24 protein-coding genes are annotated in these 22261 nt (G+C 62.1%); 17 read left to right on the top strand and 7 right to left on the bottom strand.

From position 1 onward, the window contains the following. Nucleotides 1-39: 39 nt before the first annotated feature. The 4 genes from BR24_RS05780 to phnF form a co-directional block, all read right to left on the bottom strand. The gene (locus BR24_RS05780) at nt 40-1767 is read right to left on the bottom strand and encodes a putative 2-aminoethylphosphonate ABC transporter permease subunit (RefSeq protein WP_496540542.1); all 1728 of its coding nucleotides are present in this window, start codon (nt 1765-1767) and stop codon (nt 40-42) included. A 17-nt stretch (nt 1768-1784) separates the two neighbouring features. Continuing rightward, nucleotides 1785-2879: an ABC transporter ATP-binding protein gene (locus tag BR24_RS05775; protein ID WP_496540541.1), complete on the bottom strand. Its 1095-nt coding sequence runs from the start codon at nt 2877-2879 to the stop codon at nt 1785-1787. Between the two features lie 69 nt (nt 2880-2948). Further along, nucleotides 2949-3971, bottom strand: a complete 1023-nt coding sequence (locus BR24_RS05770; protein ID WP_496540540.1) for a putative 2-aminoethylphosphonate ABC transporter substrate-binding protein — start codon at nt 3969-3971, stop codon at nt 2949-2951. A gap of 222 nt (nt 3972-4193) precedes the next feature. Beyond that, entirely contained in the window at nt 4194-4919 is a 726-nt protein-coding gene (phnF, locus tag BR24_RS05765; protein WP_496540539.1) for a phosphonate metabolism transcriptional regulator PhnF, read from the bottom strand. Between the two features lie 148 nt (nt 4920-5067). Here phnF and BR24_RS05760 point away from each other — a divergent pair, with 148 nt between their 5' ends. Then, nucleotides 5068-6225, top strand: coding sequence for an alpha-D-ribose 1-methylphosphonate 5-triphosphate diphosphatase (locus BR24_RS05760; protein WP_496540538.1), 1158 nt, complete (start codon nt 5068-5070; stop codon nt 6223-6225). 452 nt (nt 6226-6677) lie between these two features. Here the strand turns inward: BR24_RS05760 and BR24_RS05755 are convergent, their stop codons facing one another. Next, complete coding sequence (locus BR24_RS05755; protein ID WP_018123293.1) at nt 6678-6995, bottom strand: TusE/DsrC/DsvC family sulfur relay protein; 318 nt, start codon at nt 6993-6995, stop codon at nt 6678-6680. Between the two features lie 301 nt (nt 6996-7296). Between BR24_RS05755 and BR24_RS05750 the strand changes: the two genes are divergently transcribed. The 10 genes from BR24_RS05750 (at nt 7297) to BR24_RS05705 (ending at nt 16895) form a co-directional block, all read left to right on the top strand. After that, complete coding sequence (locus tag BR24_RS05750; RefSeq protein ID WP_496540537.1) at nt 7297-7938, top strand: HDIG domain-containing metalloprotein; 642 nt, start codon at nt 7297-7299, stop codon at nt 7936-7938. Further along, nucleotides 7895-8803 carry a D-alanine--D-alanine ligase family protein gene (locus tag BR24_RS05745; protein WP_496540536.1) on the top strand — a complete coding sequence of 303 codons (909 nt, stop codon included), beginning with the start codon at nt 7895-7897 and terminating at the stop codon, nt 8801-8803. The genes BR24_RS05750 and BR24_RS05745 overlap by 44 nt, the downstream gene beginning before the upstream one ends. Continuing rightward, the gene (locus BR24_RS05740) at nt 8803-10092 is read left to right on the top strand and encodes a 3-deoxy-D-manno-octulosonic acid transferase (protein WP_496540535.1); all 1290 of its coding nucleotides are present in this window, start codon (nt 8803-8805) and stop codon (nt 10090-10092) included. The genes BR24_RS05745 and BR24_RS05740 overlap by 1 nt, the downstream gene beginning before the upstream one ends. Before the next feature lie 23 nt (nt 10093-10115). Beyond that, on the top strand, nt 10116-10856 hold the full coding sequence (gene kdsB / locus BR24_RS05735) for a 3-deoxy-manno-octulosonate cytidylyltransferase (RefSeq protein WP_496540534.1): 741 nt from the start codon (nt 10116-10118) through the stop codon (nt 10854-10856). Then, nucleotides 10857-11981: a glutamine-hydrolyzing carbamoyl-phosphate synthase small subunit gene (gene carA, locus BR24_RS05730; protein WP_496540533.1), complete on the top strand. Its 1125-nt coding sequence runs from the start codon at nt 10857-10859 to the stop codon at nt 11979-11981. It abuts the gene before it with no gap. A 33-nt stretch (nt 11982-12014) separates the two neighbouring features. Further along, nucleotides 12015-12815, top strand: a complete 801-nt coding sequence (locus tag BR24_RS05725) for a tetratricopeptide repeat protein (protein ID WP_496540532.1) — start codon at nt 12015-12017, stop codon at nt 12813-12815. A gap of 148 nt (nt 12816-12963) precedes the next feature. Continuing rightward, complete coding sequence (locus BR24_RS05720; RefSeq protein ID WP_496540531.1) at nt 12964-13557, top strand: flavodoxin family protein; 594 nt, start codon at nt 12964-12966, stop codon at nt 13555-13557. Next, nucleotides 13554-14915 (top strand): FAD-binding protein, encoded by a 1362-nt coding sequence (locus BR24_RS05715; protein ID WP_496540530.1) that lies wholly within the window; start codon nt 13554-13556, stop codon nt 14913-14915. The genes BR24_RS05720 and BR24_RS05715 overlap by 4 nt, the downstream gene beginning before the upstream one ends. Before the next feature lie 245 nt (nt 14916-15160). After that, on the top strand, nt 15161-15298 hold the full coding sequence (locus tag BR24_RS05710; RefSeq protein WP_496540529.1) for a symporter small accessory protein: 138 nt from the start codon (nt 15161-15163) through the stop codon (nt 15296-15298). Nucleotide 15299: 1 nt separating this feature from the next. Next, nucleotides 15300-16895, top strand: a complete 1596-nt coding sequence (locus BR24_RS05705; protein ID WP_496540528.1) for a sodium:solute symporter family protein — start codon at nt 15300-15302, stop codon at nt 16893-16895. A 65-nt stretch (nt 16896-16960) separates the two neighbouring features. Here the strand turns inward: BR24_RS05705 and BR24_RS05700 are convergent, their stop codons facing one another. Continuing rightward, a complete protein-coding gene (locus BR24_RS05700; protein ID WP_496540527.1) occupies nt 16961-17359 on the bottom strand; it encodes a hypothetical protein in 399 nt (132 codons plus the stop codon). A 101-nt stretch (nt 17360-17460) separates the two neighbouring features. Here BR24_RS05700 and BR24_RS05695 point away from each other — a divergent pair, with 101 nt between their 5' ends. From BR24_RS05695 to BR24_RS05685, 3 genes are read left to right on the top strand one after another with little or no spacing between them, the layout of a single operon-like run. Next, nucleotides 17461-17949, top strand: a complete 489-nt coding sequence (locus tag BR24_RS05695) for a CinA family protein (RefSeq protein WP_496540526.1) — start codon at nt 17461-17463, stop codon at nt 17947-17949. 2 nt (nt 17950-17951) lie between these two features. After that, complete coding sequence (gene thpR, locus BR24_RS05690; protein WP_496540525.1) at nt 17952-18518, top strand: RNA 2',3'-cyclic phosphodiesterase; 567 nt, start codon at nt 17952-17954, stop codon at nt 18516-18518. Continuing rightward, the gene (locus tag BR24_RS05685; protein WP_496540524.1) at nt 18515-19165 is read left to right on the top strand and encodes a hypothetical protein; all 651 of its coding nucleotides are present in this window, start codon (nt 18515-18517) and stop codon (nt 19163-19165) included. The genes thpR and BR24_RS05685 overlap by 4 nt, the downstream gene beginning before the upstream one ends. 67 nt (nt 19166-19232) lie before the next feature. Here BR24_RS05685 and BR24_RS05680 read toward each other — a convergent pair whose 3' ends face one another. Next, nucleotides 19233-19703: a hypothetical protein gene (locus BR24_RS05680; protein WP_496540523.1), complete on the bottom strand. Its 471-nt coding sequence runs from the start codon at nt 19701-19703 to the stop codon at nt 19233-19235. A gap of 259 nt (nt 19704-19962) precedes the next feature. Between BR24_RS05680 and BR24_RS05675 the strand changes: the two genes are divergently transcribed. The 3 genes from BR24_RS05675 to cmk all read left to right on the top strand — a co-directional run bounded on the left by BR24_RS05675 (nt 19963) and on the right by cmk (nt 22245). Further along, the gene (locus BR24_RS05675) at nt 19963-20403 is read left to right on the top strand and encodes a universal stress protein (protein WP_496540522.1); all 441 of its coding nucleotides are present in this window, start codon (nt 19963-19965) and stop codon (nt 20401-20403) included. Between the two features lie 83 nt (nt 20404-20486). Further along, a complete protein-coding gene (hisC, locus tag BR24_RS05670; protein ID WP_496540521.1) occupies nt 20487-21590 on the top strand; it encodes a histidinol-phosphate transaminase in 1104 nt (367 codons plus the stop codon). Then, entirely contained in the window at nt 21580-22245 is a 666-nt protein-coding gene (gene cmk / locus BR24_RS05665; RefSeq protein ID WP_496540520.1) for a (d)CMP kinase, read from the top strand. The genes hisC and cmk overlap by 11 nt, the downstream gene beginning before the upstream one ends. The last annotated feature ends 16 nt before the right edge of the window (nt 22246-22261 follow it).

Here is a 22261-nt window from a genome sequence, read left to right as displayed (position 1 = left end):
TACAAGCTGTTACATTTGTGCGTCTTTGACGGCTTCAGATCACCGCACGGTCCAGCGCTGGGTCCGGCGCTTCATTCCTTTGGTCAGTACGCCGTAAAGCAGCCGCACCACGATGTTGATGAATACAACCAGCACGCTCATGGCGCAGGCCGGGGCGATGTCACCCGCGTCGTCCATATTGGCGATGGCAACCGAGGCCAGCGGCGTATCCGCGGAATACAGGAAGATTACCGCAGAGACCGTGGCCATGGAGTTGACGAAGTAGTACATGGCGACCTCCAGCATGGCGGGCAGGCAGACCGGCACCGTCACCCTGAAGAACGTGACGTAGAATGGCACGCCGAGGGATTCCGATACCGTTTCGAATTCATTGTCGAGCTGTTTGAGGGCGGTGGTGGCTGTGAGAAAACTCACTGAATAGAAGTGGACGATGTTGGAAAGCACCAGAATGGCCATGGTGCCGTACAACCAGTTGAACGGATTGGGGACGGTCAGGCCGAAGACGTCCCAGCCCGGCGCGTTGAAGAAGAAGATGTAGGACAGCCCGATAACCAGCCCCGGCAGGGCCAGCGGCATGATGGACAGGAAGTAGTTCGCCTGCCGCAGGGAGCGCATGCCCCGCGTTTTTTCGATGAGGTACGCGCTGGCGAAGGTGACCGCGGTTCCGGCAAGGGCAGAGTATACGGCCATGCGGACGGAATTGAAAAGCGCCTCGTACCCGCCGCCCCCGGTGCCTCTGAATTCATAATGCCAGAACCCGAGGTCGAGCGTGTAAGGCCAGACCTTGACCAGTGAGGCGTAGATGGCCGTTCCGAAGAACCCGAGGATCAGCGCCGCGACCAACAGGCAATAGCCGAGGTACACCCCGTCCACGACCTTGTCCCGCTTCGGCACCAGCGGCACGGATTTGGCCTGAATGAGAGCCACCTGCCTGCGCTGGGCGATACGGTCCACCACGAACGCCAGCACCGTGGGCACCAGCAGCACCACGGAAACCACCGCGCCCATGACGAAGTTCTGCTGCCCGATGACCTGTTTGTAGATGTCCGTGGCGAGGATGTTGAAGTTGCCGCCCACCACCTTGGGCGCTCCGAAGTCCGTGAAGGCAAGGATGAAGCACACGAAGACAGCGCTGATCAGCCCGTACTTGATGCCAGGAATGGTTACGGTGAAGAATGTCCGCACCTTGGAGGCGCCGAGGGAATCTGACGCTTCGTACAGCCGCGCGTCGGTCATCCGCAGGGCCACCGAGAGGATCAGCATGGCCTGCGGGAAGGTGAAGATCACCTCGGAGATGATGATGCCCGTGGCTCCGTACAGGCCGATGTCGAATCCGGGGATGGCCCCAAAAAAGCCCTGCGTTATCAGCCCCTTTCTGCCGAAGAGATAGATGAGCACGATGCCGTTGAGCAGGGTCGGGGCGAACAGGGGCATCATGGAGATGCCCCTGAACGCGCCTTTGAACGGGACGTTCGTTCGCGTCAAGGCATAAGCGAAAAGAAAACCCAGACTCACCGATATGGCCGTGGTGGTCAGGGAAACGAACAGCGAATTGCCGATGGAATCTCTGAGTGATGGAGTGCTGAAGTATTCAAAATAGTTCATCAGCCCAACGAAATTCCCTTCGTTGTCCAGCAAACTTTTGGAGAGCAGCTGGAACAGTGGCAGGATCACCACCGCCACGAGCCACGCCGAAACCAGAAGGATCAATGCGCGTTTGAGCCACGTCTCGGCATCGAAGGCGACCGGAGCCAATGATTCTTTCATGGTCACGCCCGCCATGGCTACGCCTGCTCCGCATCGAAAAGGCGAACTCGCTCGGCCGGGAGCACGACCTTCACTCGCGTGTCTGGGGTCATGTTCAGCCGCCTGACCTTTTCCGCAGGCATCTCGGCGATGATGGGTGCAAACTCGGCCTGGCCGAGCGGCAGGTCCAGCGAGAGCCTGTAGATCGGTCCCCTGTATTCCACGTGCCTGACGTGAACTTCGAAGACGTTGGAGCCACTCTCACCGTTGGTGCTCACGAGCACGTCCTCGGGGCGGATGGCAGCAACGACCTCTCCTTTGGAGGAGGCCGGCGCTCTCACACGCATGTTCACCGAGCCTTTGGAGAACATCCCGCGTTCGCGGTTGTACCTGCCACTGATGAAATTCATGGAGCCGATGAACGACGCCACAAAGGGCGACTCGGGAGCTTCGTAAATCTCCGCCGGGCTGCCGTTCTGAACCAGCTCGCCGTCCTTCATCACGAGGATGCGGTCAGCCATGGTCAAGGCCTCTTCCTGGTCGTGAGTGACCATGATGGTCGTCAGGCCGAGCCGCTGCGTCAGGGCCCGGATTTCGGTCCGGAGCATGACACGAACCTGTGCGTCGAGAGCGGAGAGCGGTTCGTCGAGAAGCAGCAGGTTGGGAGACAGGGCCATGGCGCGGGCCAATGCCACGCGCTGCTGCTGTCCGCCGGAAAGCTGGCCGGGGTATTTGCTGCCCAGCCCTTTCAGGCCGACCAGCTTCAGCAGCTCGTCAACCCGCGTGTTGACCGCACGGCCGCTCTTGACGCTGCGCACAAGACCGTAGGAAATGTTGTCCCGGGCCGAAAGATTGGGAAAAAGCGCGTAGGACTGGAAGACGATGCCCACATGGCGTTTGGAGACGGGCAGATGGGAAACGTCCTGTCCGGAAATCAACACCCGTCCTTCGTCCTGTCGCTCCAAACCCGCCACCGCCCGGAGCATGGTCGTCTTGCCGCAACCGCTGGGGCCGAGAATGGAAATGAATTCGCCCTTGCCTGCGCAGAAGCTGACGTTGCTCAGGGCGGTAAACGAGCCGAAGCGCTTGGTAACGCCTTCGACGCGTAAGTAGTCTTGATTGCCGGTGGTCATGATTATCGTCACCCTTGCAGCGCCCGGCCCGGCTGAACCGCCCCGGGCGCTGCGTTTATCTTTGTCTTGTTACTTGGGGTCGCTCTTGCCGTCGTAGCGGCGGCTCCACTCCTTGAGGATCCGCTGACGGTTCTTGGCTGCCCACTCGAAGTCGTTCTTGATCATCTGGGCTTCGGGGTTGGCCGGGTACCCGTCCGGGACCGGATTGCCGCTGGGGTAGGCGGTGACCGGATAGATCTTGCCGTAGGCGTTCATCACTTCCGGGCTGATGGCCCAGTCGAGGAAGGTCTTGGCATCGGCCTTGATGGAATCTTTTTTGATCAACGCGTTGGCTTCCACGTCCCAGCCGGAACCTTCCTCGGGGAAGGTGGTTGTCACGGGCTCGCCCTTGTCCTTCTGCATGAAACCGCGATACCCGAAGGAAACTCCGATGGGGGCCTCGCCGGCGCCGGCAAGTTTGGCGGGCTTGGAGCCGGAGTGGGTGTAGCGCAGAATGTTCTCGTGCAGTTTGTCGAGGTAGCCCCAGCCCTTTTCCTCGCCCATAAGCTGGAGGATGGCCGAGACGGTCAGAAAGCCGGTGCCGGAGGATGCCGGATTGGGCATTATGATCTGCCCCTCGTATTCGGGCTTGATCAGGTCGGCGAAAGACTGCGGCACGGACAGCCCGAGGTTCTCGGCTTCGATGGTGTTGGTTACGAAACCGGTCATCCACGCCTTGATGCCTACCCAGTGCGGCACCTTGCGGCTGTCGCGCATGGAGGGGACAACCTTGTCGATGTATTTGGGAGCGTAAGGCTCCACCATGCCCGCCTGATTGCAGAGCATCAAAGAGGTGGCGGCAGTGCCCCAGACCACGTCGGCCTGCGGGTTGTCCTTCTCCGCCAACAGCTTCGCCGTGATGATCCCGGTGGAATCACGCACGATGTTGACTTCGATATCCGGGTGCGCCTTCTTGAAAAGGTCCATGTAGACGGGAATCTCGTCATCCTCGAGGGCAGTATAGACCAGAATCTCTCCGGCCAGCGCCGCGGTGGCGGTCAATGTCATCAGGGTCGCCAGTACAGCGGCGAAGATCGTTTTACAGCGGTTCATGTCCGAGCCTCCTTCGGTTGCGTATCCTTGTACTCCGCCGGACAGGGGTCCGGCTCCGTCGTGATTCCATGCATGCAGGGTCTCCCGGTCCGTCCGGAAGTTCGGCCCATGATATGCCCTCGAAAGGTTTTCAGAACAGACAACCCACGGCACTTGTCTACGCTTTCCGTAACGGTTGCGTTAACCTCGGTTTCGTCCCGGTGACGCGACGAAGAGCCCCCGTCAGAGTCCCTGATTCCCTTGGACCACGATCTCCAGCCGGTCGCCCAGAAACCGGGTGATGCCGAACTCTATGGGCTTGCCCCTGCGGTCCACGTTTACGTATTCCACAACCAAAAGCGGCTGCTTCTGGCGTAGTTTGAGATGGGCCGTTTCCTCGGCGTTGGCCATGCGGGTGCTGATGCGGCTGACTTTTCGGAAATAGTCGTGAATCCCGTACCGAGCGTAGGAGCGCGTCATGGAGCCGGTCTCCTTGAAAACGCGGATGAGGTCCTCCATGTCGGGATACGGCACGTACTGCGAGGCCACGAAGACGCGCTTGCCCTCGGCCTCACCGTACATCTCTATGTAGTTGACCTTGCTTCCTGGCGATATCTCCAGCCGGTCAGCCACGATCTCCGAGGCGGAAACAACGTCGCCATAAAGGAAGTGGCTTCGCGCTTGAAGGCTGTTCAGGCTCATGTTCTCGCTGAAACGGGTGCGGCGGCCCATCTTGTATTCGAACGGCTGCTCCAGGACCACGGTTCCGCGGCCCTGATCCGTTCGGACCAGCCCCAACTCCCGCAGCTCCTGAAGCGCGCGGCGTATGGTGTGGCGATGCACCTCGAACCGCTCGGAAAGCTTCTTTTCGGTTGGCAGAAGTTCGCCCGGATACAGCGTGCCGTGCCGTATGTCCCGGACCAGTTCCTCGCGAACCCTTTTCCAGAGCGGCTGTCTGTCTTTTGTCATTGCGTCCCTCCTTGAGCATACAAATTGCCACGATTGGTATGCCGACGAGTCATGAGAACCTGTCCCCCACGTTACAAGTCTGCGAGTATTTGCCGAACGGCTTGGCGGAATCGTCGAGACGGCATATGGGTCCCGATTCGGAGGAAGCATGATTCAGAAGACTTACACCAACGCCCGCATCGTCACCGAAAACGAAATCATCCACGGTTCGGTCCGCGTTGCGGACGGCGTCATAACAGCGATTGACAGCGGCCCATGCCGGGCTAGCGGCAGCCACACGGTAGACATGGCGGGCGATTACCTCATTCCCGGTCTGGTTGATGTCCACACCGACAGCCTCGAGCGGCAGTTCACCCCGCGCCACGGCGTCTACTGGCCCTCCGCGCTCTCCGCGGCCATGGCCAATGACGCCCTGCTCTGCGGATGCGGCATCACTACGGCGCTCGACTCCATCTGTGCCGAGGCTTTTCCGGAGGAAGAGACCCGGCGTCGAATGTTCAACGACTGCATTGCAGCGGTGACGGAAGGAGAACGGGAGGGGCTTTTCTGCTCACGTCACCTGCTGCATCTGCGCTGTGAAACCGCCGACCCTAAAACTCCCGGCATTCTCGACCGTCACCTCGACAATCCCTTGGTGAAGCTCGCTTCCCTCATGGACCACACCCCCGGGCAGCGGCAGTTTCGCGACGAAGGAAAATTCCGGGAATACCATTCGGATCAGGGCTGGAACGATGAAGAGTTTGCGGAGGTGGTCGAGAGACTCAAGCGGGAGCAGGGGAGGCATGCGCAGGAACAGCGCGCGGCGATCGTGGACAGGTGCGGCAAACTTGGTATCCCTATGGCATCCCATGACGACGCTTTCGACAGCCATGTCCGGCAGGCACTGGGCGAGGGGATCGCCATTTGCGAATTTCCCACCACAAAAGCGGCGGCCGCCACAGCCCGAGCGGCGGGCATGGATGTCGTGATGGGAGCGCCCAATGTGATTCTCGGCGGGTCTCATTCCGGCAATGTTTCCGCGCTGGCGGTATTTCAGGCGGGCCATCTGACTGTACTGGCTTCGGATTATGTCCCGGGAAGCCTGCTCCTCGCCCCTTTTCATTTGCATAGGACTCAGCGGGTTTCTCTTCCAGAGTGCATCGCCCTCGTTACTGCAAATCCGGCCCGCATGCTTGGCCTTCATGACCGCGGACGCATTGAAATTGGGCTGATGGCCGACTTCGTCCGGGTCCGGGAATACGAGAGGCATCCGATCGCACTGGAAACCATCGTCTCCGGCAAAGCCGTTCTTACACAGAGAATCTGAAAGGGGGCCAGCCAGTCACTCAGTCTCTCTGGCCGGGCCATTCTGCGGACGGGCAATGGCGGCAATAAGACACTGTCAGAAAGCCGTGGCCGTGACAGGAGTCAAAAAAAGTGCCGTGGCCCGGGTTGTCAGAGTGGTTGCGGCATGAACCGTGCGCTGTAATCCCGCTGATGGATTCATATGTGCATTTCTAGGATGATCTGTTCTAAACTCCTAAGGGCTTCCCGTCGCTTATGACCAACAACCGCCGTTTGCCGCTCCCCGCGAAGCCGCCTATGAGCTTAGGCTTTCAGAGAGGCAAATGCGGCTTGGCAGGCCAAAGGCTTTTGGGAGATTTTTAAGAACCCTTTTGCAAAAGGGTTCTCAAGCCCACGGAGGGCTCCCGGATGGCGGACAAAAAAAGCGGGAACCTTTCGGTTCCCGCTGGGATTCCACTTGTACTGCCGTCAGGTTTAGACGCAGCCGGTGGGCTTGGGCAGGCCTGCCATCTTGCAGGCTCCCTTGCCGGGTCCGGAGGGGAACAGCTCGTAGATCTGCTTCAGCTTGAAGCCGGTGACCTTGGAGAGGATGCGGACCATCGGAGCGATGCCGTTCTTCTTGTAGTAGTCCTGCAGGAAGTCGATGACCTTCTGGTGGTCTTCGGTCAGTTCCTTGATGCCTTCGGTGTCCTTGACGTAGTCCACCCATTCGGGGGTCCAGTCTTCGAAGCGCTGCAGGAAGCCGTCTTCGTCCACTTCGAAAGTCTTGCCCTGAAATTCGACAACAGCCATTTTTTCCTCCTAAAGGTTGTTACCTCGAAACAAAACCACGGGTACAACGAATAAGTCCCATGGCCGACTCCCCATGTAAACCCCGGTGAGGAAAATTTCAAGAGGAAAATGGCTATAACCCGCTCACTCCAACGAAATTGAGAGATTTCGGCATGGGGGAGTCCGGAAGGAATTCATGGTTTCGGCATGTTGTGAATCTTGCGGAATCGACCTGCGTTCGGGGTGTTGCGGAATGAGTCTTTATTTTTCGCCCGGCGGCTGATAGCTTGAGTCAAACCTGAACAGCGACGGATTTCTGCAGATGAAAGGCGTCAAGAACAAGTACAGTTTTCCTCCGGGGCGCGAGCTGCCGGTCCCGCCCGGGGCCGACTGCGGCCAGCTGCCTGTGCCCGATGATGCGGCGTGTTTCGCGATCTGGGATCGCACCGACATGCTGGAGAACATCCGCGAGCACAGCATGGCGGTGGCCGGTGTGGCGACGTTTCTTGCGCGTCGCGCCCGTGATGTCGGCATGGAGGCGAATGTCGAGGCGGTGCGCGCTTCGGCGCTCCTGCACGACATCGCCAAGACGTACTGCATCGTCCATGGCGGCAACCACAGCCAGCTCGGCGGCGCGTGGGCGGCGGAGATGACGGGCAACCCGTACATCGCATCCGGCGTCACGCATCACGTCTTCTGGCCTTTCGATCTGGACCTTGGCCGCTATTTCCTGCAACTTGCGGTGCTTTACGGTGACAAGCGGGTCACGCACGACCGTCTGGTGGACATCGACGACCGTTTCGAGGACCTGCTCGACCGTTACGGAAAATCCGATCTGATTCGTCAGCGCATGCACATCATGCACGATCAGGTCGTTGCCGTTGAGAACATGTTTTCCACCAAACTCAAGGTTGATCTGAATGAACTTACTCTTGATAGCCGGGGGCTGGTCCAGCGAGCGTGAAGTCTCGCTCTCAGGCGCCCGCAAGATACACACCGCAATGGAGAATCTCGGGCACTCGGTTCGCTTTCTCGACCCTGCACTCGAATTCGACACCATCACCGAGGCCGCCGAAGAGGCGGAATTCGCCTTCATCAACATGCACGGCTCCCCCGGCGAGGACGGGCTGGTGCAGGCCATGCTCGACGCCGTGGGCTGCCCGTATCAGGGAGCCGGGGCGGCCGAATCCTTCATGGCACTGAACAAGGCCGCCTCCAAGCAGCTGTTCCGTCGCGCCGGGATTCTCACGCCGGACTGGCAGCTGGTGACGTCGCGTCCCGACGAGTCGTGGCAATGCGAGCTTGAGCTGCCGGTATTCGTCAAGCCGAACTGCGGCGGCTCCAGCGTGGGAATGGGGCTGGTGCGCGATCCGGAGCAGCTGCTGCCCGCGGTCAACGGTGTGTTCGACCTGTGTGACGAGGCGATCATTGAGCCGTACATGCCGGGCGTGGAGCTGACCTGTGGAATGCTGGGCGGCCGCGCGCTGCCGTTGATCATGATCAACCCCAAGCCGGGGTCCGAATTTTTCGACTACGCGAACAAATACGACGCGGACGGGGCCGAGGAAATCTGTCCCGCGCCCGTGGACGACGAGGTGACCGAAGCCGTTCAGGGCATGACGCTTGTGGCCAATGAGGCCCTCGGGCTCACGGGATACAGCCGTGCGGATTTCATCCTGAGCGACGGGCAGCCCTGGCTGTTGGAGGTCAACACGCTTCCGGGCATGACGCCCACGAGCCTCCTGCCGCAGGCCGCGGCCGAGCTCGGCCTGACTTTCGAGGGACTCATCGCCGAGCTGATCCGCACCGGGATGCGGGAGCGCGGCTGATGCGGCGCAGTGTCCGGGCCGCCATGAGGGCCTATTCGCTGCTGTGGAAGGCCGCGGTTCCGTTGCTGCGCTCCAACGGCCGCCTGCGCGACGGTTGGGACGAACGCACGCTTCAGGCAGGCGCCCCCGCCCGTGCCGACGTCTGGATTCAGGCCGCCAGCGCGGGCGAGGCATATCTGGCGCGGGAGATCCTTTCGGGCATGAAGAGCCCGTGGGCCGACAGACCGCTTCGCGTGTTGTGCACCACCAACACCCGTCAGGGCCGCGACATCCTCGCCAAGCTGGCGGACGACGTGCACGGCTCCGGCGCCGGGCTCTCCGTGCAGGTGCGCATGTTCCCGTTCGATGCGCCCCGGGTCATGGGGAAGGCGCTTGACGCGGTGCGGCCGAAACTGGCGCTGTTGCTGGAGACCGAAATATGGCCGGGCTTTCTCGCGGAATGTCGCAGCCGAGGCGTGCCGGTGCTTCTCGCCAACGGGCGCATGAACCCGCGCAGTCTGGCGGGATACCTGACGTGGCCGGGCCTGTTCCGGGACCTTGCGCCGGACGCGGTCATGGCGGTCTCCGACCGGGACGCGTCGCGTTTCGGCACCCTCTTCGGCCATGGGCGGGTCTCGGTCATGCCGAACATCAAGTTCGACCGCATGGTCGGAGCGGGGTTTTCCTGTCCGGACGGCGGCGGACTGCCGGACCTGTTGCCGAAGGACGCGCCGTTCGTGGTGCTCGGCTCTGTGCGGGAGCAGGAGGAAGAGCGCATCGACGCCCTTCTGGACGGGCTGCGGCGCAGGGCTCCCCAAGCCGTGACAGGGCTGTTCCCGCGTCACATGGAGCGGCTGGAGCGCTGGCGGGAGCGGCTGGACGAGCTCGGGGCCGAATGGGTCGCCCGCTCGGAGGCGGACGGGCCGGTGAAGCCGGGGACGGTGATTCTCTGGGACACCTTCGGGGAGCTGATTCCGGCTTACTCCCGGGCAAGCGCGGTGTTCGTCGGCGGCAGCCTCGACCCGCGCCTGAAGGGGCAGAATTTTCTGGAGCCGCTGACCTGCGGGCTGCGTCCGGTGACAGGGCCATACTGGAGCAGCTTTCACTGGGTGGGCGGCGAAATCGTCGAATCCGGCCTTGTGAGTGTTGCGGGGGACGAAAACGAGGTTCTGAAACTGCTTCTGGAGGCGATTTCGGCTCCGGATGATCGTGAAGGCACGGCAAAAGCCGCGGCAGAGTACATTCGATCACGCACGGGCGGCGCGGAGGCCGTCCGCAAACGGCTTGCCCAATTCCTCATTAACGAGTAAACGGGCATCGCGCGGATGGAACCATGAGCACCTTTCCCGAATGTCACGCCATAATTCCCGCACGCTATGAATCGTCGCGGTTTCCGGGAAAACCCCTTGCGGAGATTCTCGGAAAACCGATGTTCTGGCACGTCTGGAGTCGGGCGCGGCGGTGCGAAGCCCTGACCAGCGTCACGCTGGCCACGGACGATGAGCGCATCTTCGAGGCTGCGACGCGGCACGAGGTGCCGGTGGTCATGACTGCTTCCGAGCACGCCAGCGGCACGGACCGAGTGCTGGAGGCGGCGAGAAAGATCGAGGCCGACCCGGAGTCCGTGGTCGTGAACATCCAGGGGGACGAGCCGTGCCTCAATCCGGGCATGATCGACGACCTGCTGCGTCCCTTCGGCCGCTGCCGCGCCATGGTCACCACGCTGGCCGCCCGCATGGCGCCGGATGAGGCCGACAGCCCGGACCGCGTCAAGGCGGTGGTCTCGGCGGACGGACGCGCACTGTATTTCTCGCGGGCGAAGGTTCCTTTCGACCGCGACGGTGCCGGAGGGGACTACCATCTGCACATCGGCCTGTACGCCTTCAGGATGCAGGCGCTGATGCGCTTCGGCGAGCTGAGGCCGAGTCCGCTGGAAAGACGGGAGCGGCTTGAGCAGCTGCGTTTTCTCGAGAACGGCATAGACATCCACGTGACCGAAACCGCACACGCCTGCCACGGCGTGGACCGGCCCGAAGACCTTGAGACAGTAACCGCAATCCTTGAGAGGGAATAGATGAAAGCTATCCTTGCCCTTGAAGACGGCACCATTTTTCACGGGACCTCCTTCACCGGCGAAGGCGAAACCGGCGGCGAAGTGATCTTCAACACCGGCATGACCGGGTATCAGGAGATTCTCACCGACCCGTCCTACAACGGACAGCTCGTCTGCATGACCTATCCCCTCATAGGCAACTACGGGGTGAACGATGTGGACGTCGAGTCGCTGTCCGTCAAGGCGGCGGGACTCATCGTCAAGGAGTGCTGCAAGGTCCCGAGCAACTGGCGCGCCACCTCGTCGCTGCCGGACTACCTGCGCGAAAACGGCGTGACGGGCATCGAGGGCATCGACACCCGCGCCCTGACGCGTCACCTGCGTCTGAACGGGGCCATGCGCGGCTACATCACCACCGAAGACATCACGGAAGAGGAAGCGGTGCGCCGCGCCCAGGGCCAGCCCGACATGGAAGGCCTGAACCTCGCCGACGGCGTCTCCTCCGACCGCCCCTTCGCGTGGGTGGACGGACGGCCCAGATTCTTCGAGTCCATCGATCAGGCCGAATGGCAGGGCAGCGGCCCGCGCCTCGCGGTCTACGACTTCGGGGTCAAGTTCAACATTCTACGTCTGCTGGCCGAGCAGGGCTTCGATCTCCTCGTGGTGCCCTCCAGCGCCCGCGCCGCCGAAGTGCGCAACCTGAGCCCGGACGCCATCTTCCTCTCCAACGGCCCCGGCGACCCGGCCGCAGTGGAGACCGCGGTGGAAGCGGCAAGGGATCTCACCGAAGACCACCCCGTGGCAGGCATCTGCCTCGGGCATCAGATTCTCGGCCTCGCCATGGGCGCCAAGAGCTACAAGCTCAAATTCGGCCATCACGGGTGCAACCATCCGGTTATGGACCTGACCACGCGAAAAATTGAAATATCTTCCCAAAACCATGGTTTTTGCGTAGATATAGCCGGACTGGATTTCCTTGAACCCACCCACCGGAACCTCAACGACGATACTCTTGAGGGATTCGCGCACAAGGAAAAGCCGATTCTGGCCATCCAGTATCATCCGGAAGCGGCGCCGGGCCCGCACGACAGCCGCTACTTCTTCAGCCGTTTCCGGGAAATGGTGCGCGAAAAGACGGGCAAATAGCCCGCAAGGGTCAAACAGAGGCTGGAGCCGCTCATGTCCAATTCGCTCATCAACAGCAGAAAGAAGCTGCACTCGGTCAGTTCGTCCCTGAAAAAGGGCAAGTACATGCCCGCGGTGCAGGCCGTTCGCGACGCCGTGCTCGGCATGCTCAAGGAATCCCTCATGAAGGGGGAGCGTCAGGAATTCGAACACATGATCCGTGAGGCGACCTACGCGCTGAACGCCGACGCGAACCTGCGCAAGGTCTACCCGCTGGTCATCAAGTACGAGCCGGGCAACGAGAAGGCGCTCCTGAACTCCATGAACGAGCTGCTCAAGGCGCTTCAGGAGCAGGTGACGGACGAGGCCAAGGAAGATCTCGCCGCCATGCAGAAGCGCAAGGAGAACGAGCTTCAGAAGGGGCAGGATCACCTCGACAAGGAAGAGTACGACGAGGCGCAGGCGGTTTTCGAGCAGCTGGTGAAGGAGTTCGGCACGGACTCCGACCTCAAGGCGGACATTGCCGACCGCTACCTGAAGGCCGAACGGTATCAGGACGCCTTCAAGCTGTTGGACGAGGCCCTTCGCGACGATCCCAACGCCATCTTCCTGTACAACCGCATCGGCATGGTGCTGCGTAAGATGGGCGATTTCGAGACCGCTGAAAAGTACTACCTCAAGGCGCTGGCCATCGTTTCCGACGACGAGTATCTGCATTTCAACGTGGGCAGACTCTATTACGACTGGAAGAAGTGGAAGAAGATGGGACAGGCCGCACAGCGAGCGCTGGAAATCAATCCGAACTTCAAGGAAGCGTCCAAGATGCTCCAGTTCGCCAAGAAAAAAATGGCCTAGACGGCCTTTGCCTTTCATATCGAGCAAGCGGCCGGGTCGGTTTTTTCCGATCCGGCCTTTTTCTTTTCCTTCGCGCCCCGGCTTGAGCGAATGACCGTCACAGGATACTGTGAGCCTTTGCTACAACCCGAACCACGGAGCATGACCAATGCCTGACATTCTTGCCGTGAGCGCCACGCCCAGACGGGGCGGCAACAGCGATCGCATGGCCGAGGCCATGGTGGAGCAGGCCCGCAAGGCCGGGGCAGAGGCAGAGCTGATCCGGCTGCGCGACTATTCCTTCGACTCCTGCATCGGCTGTGAAGCCTGCCGCAAGGACAAGGCCTGTACCGGCCTCAAGGACGGGTTCCAGCTCATCTACCCGCTCATTGAAGAGGCCAGAGGGCTGATTCTTGTCACCCCGGTGCATACCTACAACGTCACTGCCATGATGAAGGCATTCATCGACCGCATGTACTGTTATTACAATTTTTCCGACGGCTTCCCGCGCGAATGGTCCAGCCGTCTGGCGGGACAGGGGCGCAAGGCGGTCATTTCCTGCATCGGCGAGCAGGTGGAGGAAGAAAACCTCGGTCTTGCCATGCCCGCCATGCGCATGCCGCTGGAATCCCACGATTACGAGATCGTCGGCGAGCTGCCCGTGCTGGAAGTCTTCAAGGCCGGAAAGGTACGCGAGCGCGAGGACGTCATGGGCCGCTGCGCCCAGCTTGGCGAAACGCTTGCCAAGTCGGTTCTGGGATGATCCGCACCGAGACCGATGTCCTCGTGCTCGGGGCGGGCCTCGCCGGACTCCGCGCTGCGCAGGCGGCGCGGGAGGTCGCGCCCGAGCTTTCCGTCCTTTCGGCTTGCCTGCGCCCCGGCCCTGCGGGGTCGTCTTTTGCCAATCGCAACGATTCGCTGGGCATTCAGGTTCCGTTGACGGACGAAGAGCGCGACGCCTTTGTCGACGAGGCTTTGGCGCTCGGGGAACCCGGGTTCGTGCGGCCCGAGCTGGTGCGCATCATGGCCGACGAGGCGCGGGAGCGGTTCCGCGAACTCTGGGCCGCGTCCCTTGACTTCCGCCGCAGCGAGGGAACCCTGCAACGGTTTCCCGGCTGCGGCAGCGGCTGCCCGCGCTCCTTTGTGTTCGACGGCCTCCGGCAGGCGCACGCCAAGCTGGAGGACCGGGTGCGGATGCTCGGCGGCATGATCGACGCGGACCTCGACATCCGCGGCCTCACCGTGGAGGACGGCGTCTGCACGGGGGCATGGGGCCTCAGCGGGGAAGGTCGCACCGTCGCCATTCGCGCCCGCAGCGTGGTCATGACCCTGGGCGGATCGGCGCCGCTGTACGAACATCGCGTCTGCGGCCCGGCCAACCGGGGAATCTCGCTGGCCCTGCTCGATGGCGCGGGGTGCGACATCGCCAATGCCGGGTACGTGCAGTTTCTCTGGCATGACCGGCAGGGCGGGTACGTCAACCCTGCCGGACTCGTGAAGAACGGGCGGATCGTTCTGCATCAGGGCGCGGAGCATCATCCGGAATTCCCGGCAGAGCTGCTCGAGACCCGCTACGGCCATTGTCCCGTGTTCCCGTTCCATGCCGATGCGGCCATCGACCGCTGGCTGCTGGAGCGAGCCGAAGACGACGGATTCGTCAGGGTTCGCACACCCGAGGGAACGGTCGAGGCCGCGCCCATGGCCCATGCCGGAAACGGCGGCGCAGTCGTGGACGAGCACGGAGCCACAACGGTATCGAACCTCTACGCCGCCGGAGAGTGCGCCACCGGGATGCACGGTGCGCAGCGGCTCGGCGGCGCCATGGTGCTGGCGTGCCTCGTCTTCGGCAGGCGCGCGGGGATCGCCGCGGCGCAGCGGGCTCGTGAAAGCCGCATGCCGCAGGGGTTGCCGTCTGTGCATGCCTCGGGTCAGGATCGCGACGAGGCCGCGGAGCGGGCGGTTCGTGAAGTCATGCGCCGTCACCTCGGCCCGTTCCCCGACGGCGTGCGGGAGCTTCTTGAGACGCTCGGCAACATGCAGGCCTCCGGCGGCATGCTGGCCCGGCTCATGGCCCGCTCGGCCGGGATCATGGCGAAAAGCTACTTGACCGATGCGGTATAGTTCGGGTATCGCTCAGGCATGGCAACCAACGAGTCCCGCAGTCTCCGGTTCAGCACCTTCCAGCTACCCGAATTTTTCGGTTTCTTTTTCTTTTTTTTCTTTACCGGCACCTGCGGACCGGAGGTTGCGACTCAGGCGTAAAGACCTGAACATGACGCAAACAACGGGCCGCAGGCGACAAGCCGGCGGCCCGTTTCTTTTTGCCCCCGGCACCGCCAAGGCCCTCAAAGTACGAGGAGACTCCGATGCTGGGATTCGACACCATTGAACCCGCCGCCGCGCTCTGGCTGTGCCTTGCCGCATCCGTCTGGTGCGTGGGCTACGGAATCAGGAACTGGAACAACAAGGGGTATGAAGCCAAACCCCGAAAGCAGGAGGATTAGCATGATCTCCAAAATCATCGCCATCCTGCTGTATCTGGCCGTGGTCATGTACCTCGGCTACAAGGGATGGAAGACCACGCAGCGGCCCACGGACTACATGCTGGCCGGCCGCCGCATGTCGCCCTGGGTCATGGCCCTGTCCTACGGCGCGACCTTCGTCTCCACCTCCGCCATCGTCGGCTTCGGCGGCGCGGCCGGACTGTTCGGCTTCCCGCTGCTCTGGCTGACCTTTCTGACCATCTTCGTGGGCGTGTTCATCGCCATGGTCGGCTTCGGCAAGCGCACCCGGCGCATGGGTCTGTCCCTGAACAGTCACACCTTCCCCGAGCTGCTCGGGCGGCGTTACCGCTCCGGTTTCATCCAGCGCTTCGCGGGCGGAATCATTTTTCTCTTCATCCCCATCTACGCCGCGGCCGTGCTCATCGGCATCTCCCGGATTCTGGAGATATCCCTCGGCGTGCCGTACGAGGCCGCGCTGGTGTTCATGACCGTGCTGTTGGCGGCCTACGTCATCACCGGCGGCCTCAAGGCGGTCATGTATACGGATGCGTTCCAGGCGCTCATCATGGGAATGATGATGCTGATGCTGCTGGGAGGCACCTACTACATGCTCGGCGGCGTGACCGAAGCCCATTCCACCCTTGCCTCCATGGCGCACCTCATGCCTTCCAAGCTCCAGATAGGCGGTATGGAAGGGTGGACGCAGGGCGCGCGCTTCGGGACACCGCTGTGGCTGGTGATCTACACCACCATCGTCTACGGGGTGGGCATCGGCGTGCTGGCCCAGCCGCAGCTCGCGGTCCGGTTCATGACCGTGCACAGCGACAGGGAACTGAACCGCGCCGTGCTGGTGGGCGGCATCTTCATCCCCATCATGACCGGGGTGGCCTTCACCGTGGGCGCGCTCTCCAACGCCGTGTTCATGGAGAAGTTCGGCAAGATTTCCATCGCCATGGCAGCGGGAAACATGGACAAAATCATCCCGCTGTACATCGAGAAGGTCATGCCGCCGTGGTTCGCCGGGCTGTTTCTGCTGGGCATGTTCGCCGCGGCCATGAGCACGCTTTCCTCGCAGTACCACGTGGGCGGCACCTCCCTGTCTCGCGATATATGGGAGAACATCCGCGGGAAAGAGGCGTCCGTGGCCGCCTCGCGCTTTGGCGTGGCCGCCACGGTGCTTGCGGCGCTGATCTGGGCGTGGGTGCTGCCGCCCTCCGTCATTGCCCGGGCCACGGCCTTCTTCTTCGGCCTGTGCGCGGCGTCGTTCCTGCCCGCCTACCTGCTGGGGCTGTACTGGAAACGCATGACCAGGGGGGCGGCCGTCATCTCCATGGTGGGCGGTTTTGCCACCTCCATGTTCTGGCTGCTGTTCGTGCACCTCAAGGAGGCCAAGGTTATCGGCCTGAGCAAGTCCCTGTTCGGCGTGGATTCGCTGGCGGCGCTCGCTCCCAAGGGCTCGACCATGTGGCTCATGCAGTGGGTCGACCCCAACGTGGTCGCCCTGCCCGTGGCCATGCTGCTGGCGGTTGGCGCGGCATACGCCACACAGACAATGCAGCGAGAGCACGTGGAGCTGTGTTTCGAGAACATCCGCTAGAGATAGAGCATGCATCGGAGGGGCCGGGGTCGAAAGATCCCGGTCTTTTTCGGCCGGAATACAGCCTACGGCTTGATGCCGTTGGCGCGGTTCAGCGCCGCCACCCGCGCCAGAATGCCGAACCCGACCAGCAGGCACAGGGCCAGCACCGCACGCGTCCACAGGGCCCAGAACGCAAAGGTCGCCGCAAAGATCAGCCCCGAAAGGATCAGCCATTTTCGCCAGCCGCGCGGCATGGCGCGCAGGGCGTCTTCCAGATTCAGGCCGGCCTGCGCCAGCTTGATGAAGGCATTGTCGGCTCCGGGCGGCAGATGCAGGTTCAGAAACCCGACTCCACCGAGCCCCAGCGCGAGCCCGAACAGGGTGGATGAATGAAAGAGCAGCGCCAGCAGGAAAAAAACGCCGCCGAGCAGGTGCAGCAGCCAGTTCCACGGATTGCGGCGGTTGGCGAAGGCTCTATTCAATAACTGACGCGGCGTGAACATGTGTGGAAATGTATCGGCACGCCGTGCGTATTGCAACAGCGCGCTCCATTTTGTAGAGCATGGAAAACGCGGAGGTTCCGATGGATAAGACACTGATTTTGCGGGCCGTGTCCGAAGTGGGCGAGCTGCTCGGACTGGAAGGCGATACGCTGGCCACGGCGGAGTCCTGCACCGGGGGGCTGCTCTCCAGCACGCTGACGGATGTTTCCGGTAGCTCCCAATGGTTTCGGGGCGGCGTGGTGGCCTACGCCAACGAGGTCAAACGCGACCTGCTCGGCGTCCCCGGGGAAGTACTGGATGCCCACGGCGCGGTGAGCGAAGAGGTCGTGAAGGTCATGGCGCAGGGCGTGCAGAAGGCGGTCGGCGCAAGCGTCTCGGTTGCCGTTTCCGGCGTGGCGGGGCCCACCGGCGGCACGCCGGACAAGCCGGTCGGCACGGTCTGGATGGCGTGGTGCATCAACGGCACCGTGGTGCGCACCAAGCTCAACCAGTTCGAGGGTTCGCGCGACGAAGTCAAGGAACAGACCGTCATGCACGCCGTCAACGGCCTCATGGGCATTCTGAGGTAGCCGTGTCCGGTCAGCGAGCGTTCGTGGCCGTGGAGGTCTCCGAAAAATGCCGGGCGAGGCTGGAAAAGCTGTTGCCGGGGCTCGGCCGCGAGGTGAAGTCCCGCATGACGTGGACACGGCCGGAGAACTGGCATCTCACCCTGAAATTTCTCGGCCAGCTTGAACCGGACCGCATCACCGCCGCAAAGGACGCTCTGAAGGACGTGCCTTTCTCGCCGTTCACCGTCCAACCCGGCGGTGGCGGCGTGTTTCCCGGCATGAAGAAGCCCAACGTGCTCTGGGTCGGCCTGAATGCCGGAGGTCCAGAATGCGCCGCGCTGGCCCGTGGCATCAACGAGGCCCTTTCTCCGCTGGGATTCCCAGAAGGCAGGCCGTTCATGCCGCATCTCACGCTGGGACGCGTCAAGCTGGAGAAAGGGGATGACTGGCGCAAGCTGCTCAAGGAAGTGCGCAAGGTGGAGTGGCCGCCCTTCACCGTGCGACGGTTTTGCCTGTTCCGGAGCGTGTTGCGGCAGAACGGCCCTCAATATACCGAACTGGCCGCCTACGGTCCGGGGGGCCTCGGATGAACAACGCGCGTCTGGACGACTACGAACGCCTCGCACTGCTGGAGCACTGCTGTCAGTGGCAGCATGAGCGATACGGCGTCCGGCGCGTCCCCGCCACCATCGAGCAGATTCATTTTTATGAGCACCCCGTGCCGGAGCTGCTGGAAGACAATGTGGACTGTCTGCGAGGTCCCGGCGCTGGCGAATGCGCCCTGCGAAGCATCGCGGCGGGCGCGGTCTGGACGCTGCTGCTCGGGTTGTGGGCCGGATCGTTCGACCCGTGGCTCCTGTTCTGGGTAGGATTTTGCGTGGCGTTTCTGGTGGTGTTTCCCGTCGCCCTGATCTTTCATCGCAGGAAAATCGTTGAGGTTCGGGAGACCGACAGCTCGCCGGAGGTCGCCGCCGCGCTGGGAATGGCCTGTTTCGACTCTGGCCTGCTCCGAAGCGGCCTGCACCGGCTGGCGGACCTGCTCCTGCTGCCCGTCTGGATGTCCTACGCCGGAGCGCTGCGGATGCGCCTTGAACGCGAATACGCCGAGGCCCACGGCATGGCCCCGAGCCCGGAGACATCGCTGCCGCTGCGCTGGAGGCGGGGCAGGGAGCTGATACGGTTTCTTGAAGAGCGCCTCGGGCCGGACGGCCTGAGCATCATTGTGCGGCGTCTCTAGCCGGAAAAGAGCAATCCCGGCCGGGCTTTCGCCGAGCCGGGATTAGCTTTGCCCGCTGGGGTGACTGCTACTGGTAGTCGCCCCGGTTGAATTTGAACTGCTCCGTCGCGGCCAGGGCGTCCATTTCGTCCACCACGGCACTGAGGCCGGGTGCCTTTTCGCCCAGGTCCGGGAGCTGCTCCCTGATCCGGTCCACGCCTTGCGAGAGCTGCTCCAGTTCGCCGTACGCGTCCTTCAGGGATGCGGACGGGTCGCCGAGCGTCGCTGCGTAGCGCTCCATCTGGTCCACCAGCCCGTCCACCTGTCTGGCGGCGGTCTGGTCTACGGCGGAAACAGAGGATACGGGAGCGGCCTGCCCGACTCCTAACAGGGGATTCATGATGGGGGGCGCCGCTGCCTGCGACTTCTGCGCCTGCTCGCTCCCCTGCATCTCCTTGTTCAGAATATCCCCGAAATCGGTGCCGGGCTTCCTGATCCGGTTCGTCTTGTCCTGCTGGTCCTGACGAACCCCGTCGATCATGTCGGGACGGATCTTCATGATATCACTCCTCAACGCTGCGGTTTGCCTATTTGATGCAAACCGTTTGCCAACTCGGCATCAATGCGTTTTTAGTCTTTCATTACGAGAGGTTGGGCGAAAAATGGCTGCGGAAAAAACTGCCTAGCGCGCCTCTTCGTCTTTCATAAGGTAAGAAATCACAAAACCCTTGTCCATACCAGACATGTTTGGCATAAAATGGAGTCGGAATACCCGTTCGCAGGGTTGCGAACATAATATTAAGTCAGGAGGTAGCATCATGGCGGAAATCAAGAAGATTCTCTGCGCTGTCGACTTTTCCGACTACAGCTCGGTCGTGGCTGACTACGCCAAGACCGTAGCCAAGTGCTCGGGAGCGAAAATCCTGTGCCTGTACGTGGCGCCGTCCATGAGCCAGTATGTCGGATTCCACGTGCCGCCGAGTTCCATCGAGAACTTCGTCGGCGAGATCGTCACCGGCGCGGAGGACACCATGAACGACTTTATCAACACCAACTTCGGCGATCTGGACACGGAAGGACGCGTGGTGACCGGATACCCCGCCGAAGAAGTCCTTGAGGCCGCAAGTGACGAGAAAGTGGACATGATCGTCATGGGTACTCACGGGCGGAAGGGAATCGACCGCATCCTCTTCGGCTCCGTGGCGGAGAAGGTCGTCAAGACCGCCAAGTGCCCCGTGCTCACCGTGCGGCCGGAATAACCCTTTACCTCCGCAAGGCGAGACAGTACAAGGAACGGCCTCAAGGCCGTTCTTTTTTTCAGAAAAGCACAGGAGACCTGTTCATGCGCGAATTCTCCATGCGCCCGGAGATCCTCGACTTCGACCCCTACAAGCCGGGGCTGTCGGTGGAGGAAATCAAGGAGCGCTACGGCATCGCCAACGTCGTCAAGCTCGCCAGCAACGAAAACCCCCTCGGTACGTCCCCGAGGGTCCAGAAGGTCATCGCCCGCGAAGGCGCGCGAACCTTCCGCTATCCCCAGAACCACACCCCGCGGCTCACCACCGCGCTCGCCAAGCACCTCGGCGTGCCGGAGGCCAATATCGTCACGGGCCACGGTTCCGACGAAATCATCGACATGCTCATCCGTATGCGCTGCGTCCCGGGCGAGGACAATATCCTGTGCTACTCCAACAGCTTCAGCATGTATCGACACACCGCAAAGCTCTGCGGCGTGGAATACCGCGAAGTGAAGCGGGACGAAAACTTCGAGCTGCCGTTGGACAGACTTGCCGAAGCCGCTGACGAAAACACCCGCTTCGTGTTCGTCACCAGCCCGGACAATCCCACCGGCCTCGCCGCCGGGGTGGAGGAACTCTCCGTGCTCGCGGGCGTGCTCCCCAAGGACTGTCTGCTCGTGGTGGATGAGGCCTACATCGACTTCGTCTGGCCGCCCGAGTCCTATACGCCGCTTCAGGCCTTCGAGAAATTCGAGAACCTCGTGGTCCTGCGCACCTTTTCCAAGGCCTACGGTCTGGCCGGGCTGAGAGTGGGGTACGGCGTCATGCCCGAAAAGGTCGCCGAATATCTGCGGCGGGCCCGGATTCCCTTCACGGTGAACCTGTTGGCCGAAGAAGCCGCCATTACCGCGCTCGAGGACGAGGATTTCTACAACGCCACTCTCGCCACGGTCATGTCCGGGCGCGACTACATGCGTTCCGAGCTGGAAAAACTCGGCTGTGAGGTGCTGCCGAGCCAGGCAAACTTCCTGATGTTCCTGCCGCCCACCTCGGCGCAGCGACTGTTCCGCGAGCTGCTGCGGCGCGGCATCATCGTGCGGCCGCTGGCCAGCTTCGGCTTCGGCCGCTACATCCGCGTGAACATGGGCACAGAGAAGGAAAACCGGACATTCATCAAGGCCATGCAGGAGATTCTCGATGGCGCCTAACAGAATCGTGACCATCGACGGCCCCGCAGGCGTCGGCAAATCCACCATGGCCAAGCTGTTGGCGGCAAGGCTGGACATAGCCTATCTGGATACCGGGGCCATGTTTCGCGCGACAGCCCTCTTTCTGGGCGAAAACGGCTGGGAACTATCCGCCGACGAAATCGAGCGGAAGCTGGAAGGTCTGCGTTTCGCCCTGTCCGGCTCCGGCGGCGAGACCGTCCTGCACATGAACAACCGCCCGATCGGTGATGAAATCCGTACCGAAAAGGTGGGCATGTGGGCCTCGAACGTGGCCGTTCTGCCGGTTGTCCGTACCTTTCTGAAACAGTCGCAGCAGGATCTCGGCGCCCGATTCGACCTCGTGGCCGAGGGCCGCGACATGGGAACCGTGGTGTTCCCGGACGCCACCGACAAGTTCTTCCTCGACGCCACCGTGGCCGTTCGAGCCAAACGGCGCTATGACCAGCTCGTGGACATGAACTCCCCCGCAAATCTTGAAGAACTCAAGGAACAGATCGCCGCTCGGGACGAACAGGACCGCAACCGTCCCGTCGCCCCCCTGCGCCCGGCGGACGACGCAGTGGTGGTGGACACGTCCGACCTGAGCCGCGAAGATGTGTTTCAGGTCATGCTGGACAACCTCAAATGCTGTTGAAGCAAGAGGTACAGAG

The sequence above is a fragment of the Pseudodesulfovibrio halophilus DSM 5663 genome, assembly GCF_059568665.1.
This window is presented reverse-complemented; position numbering and strand designations above follow the sequence as displayed.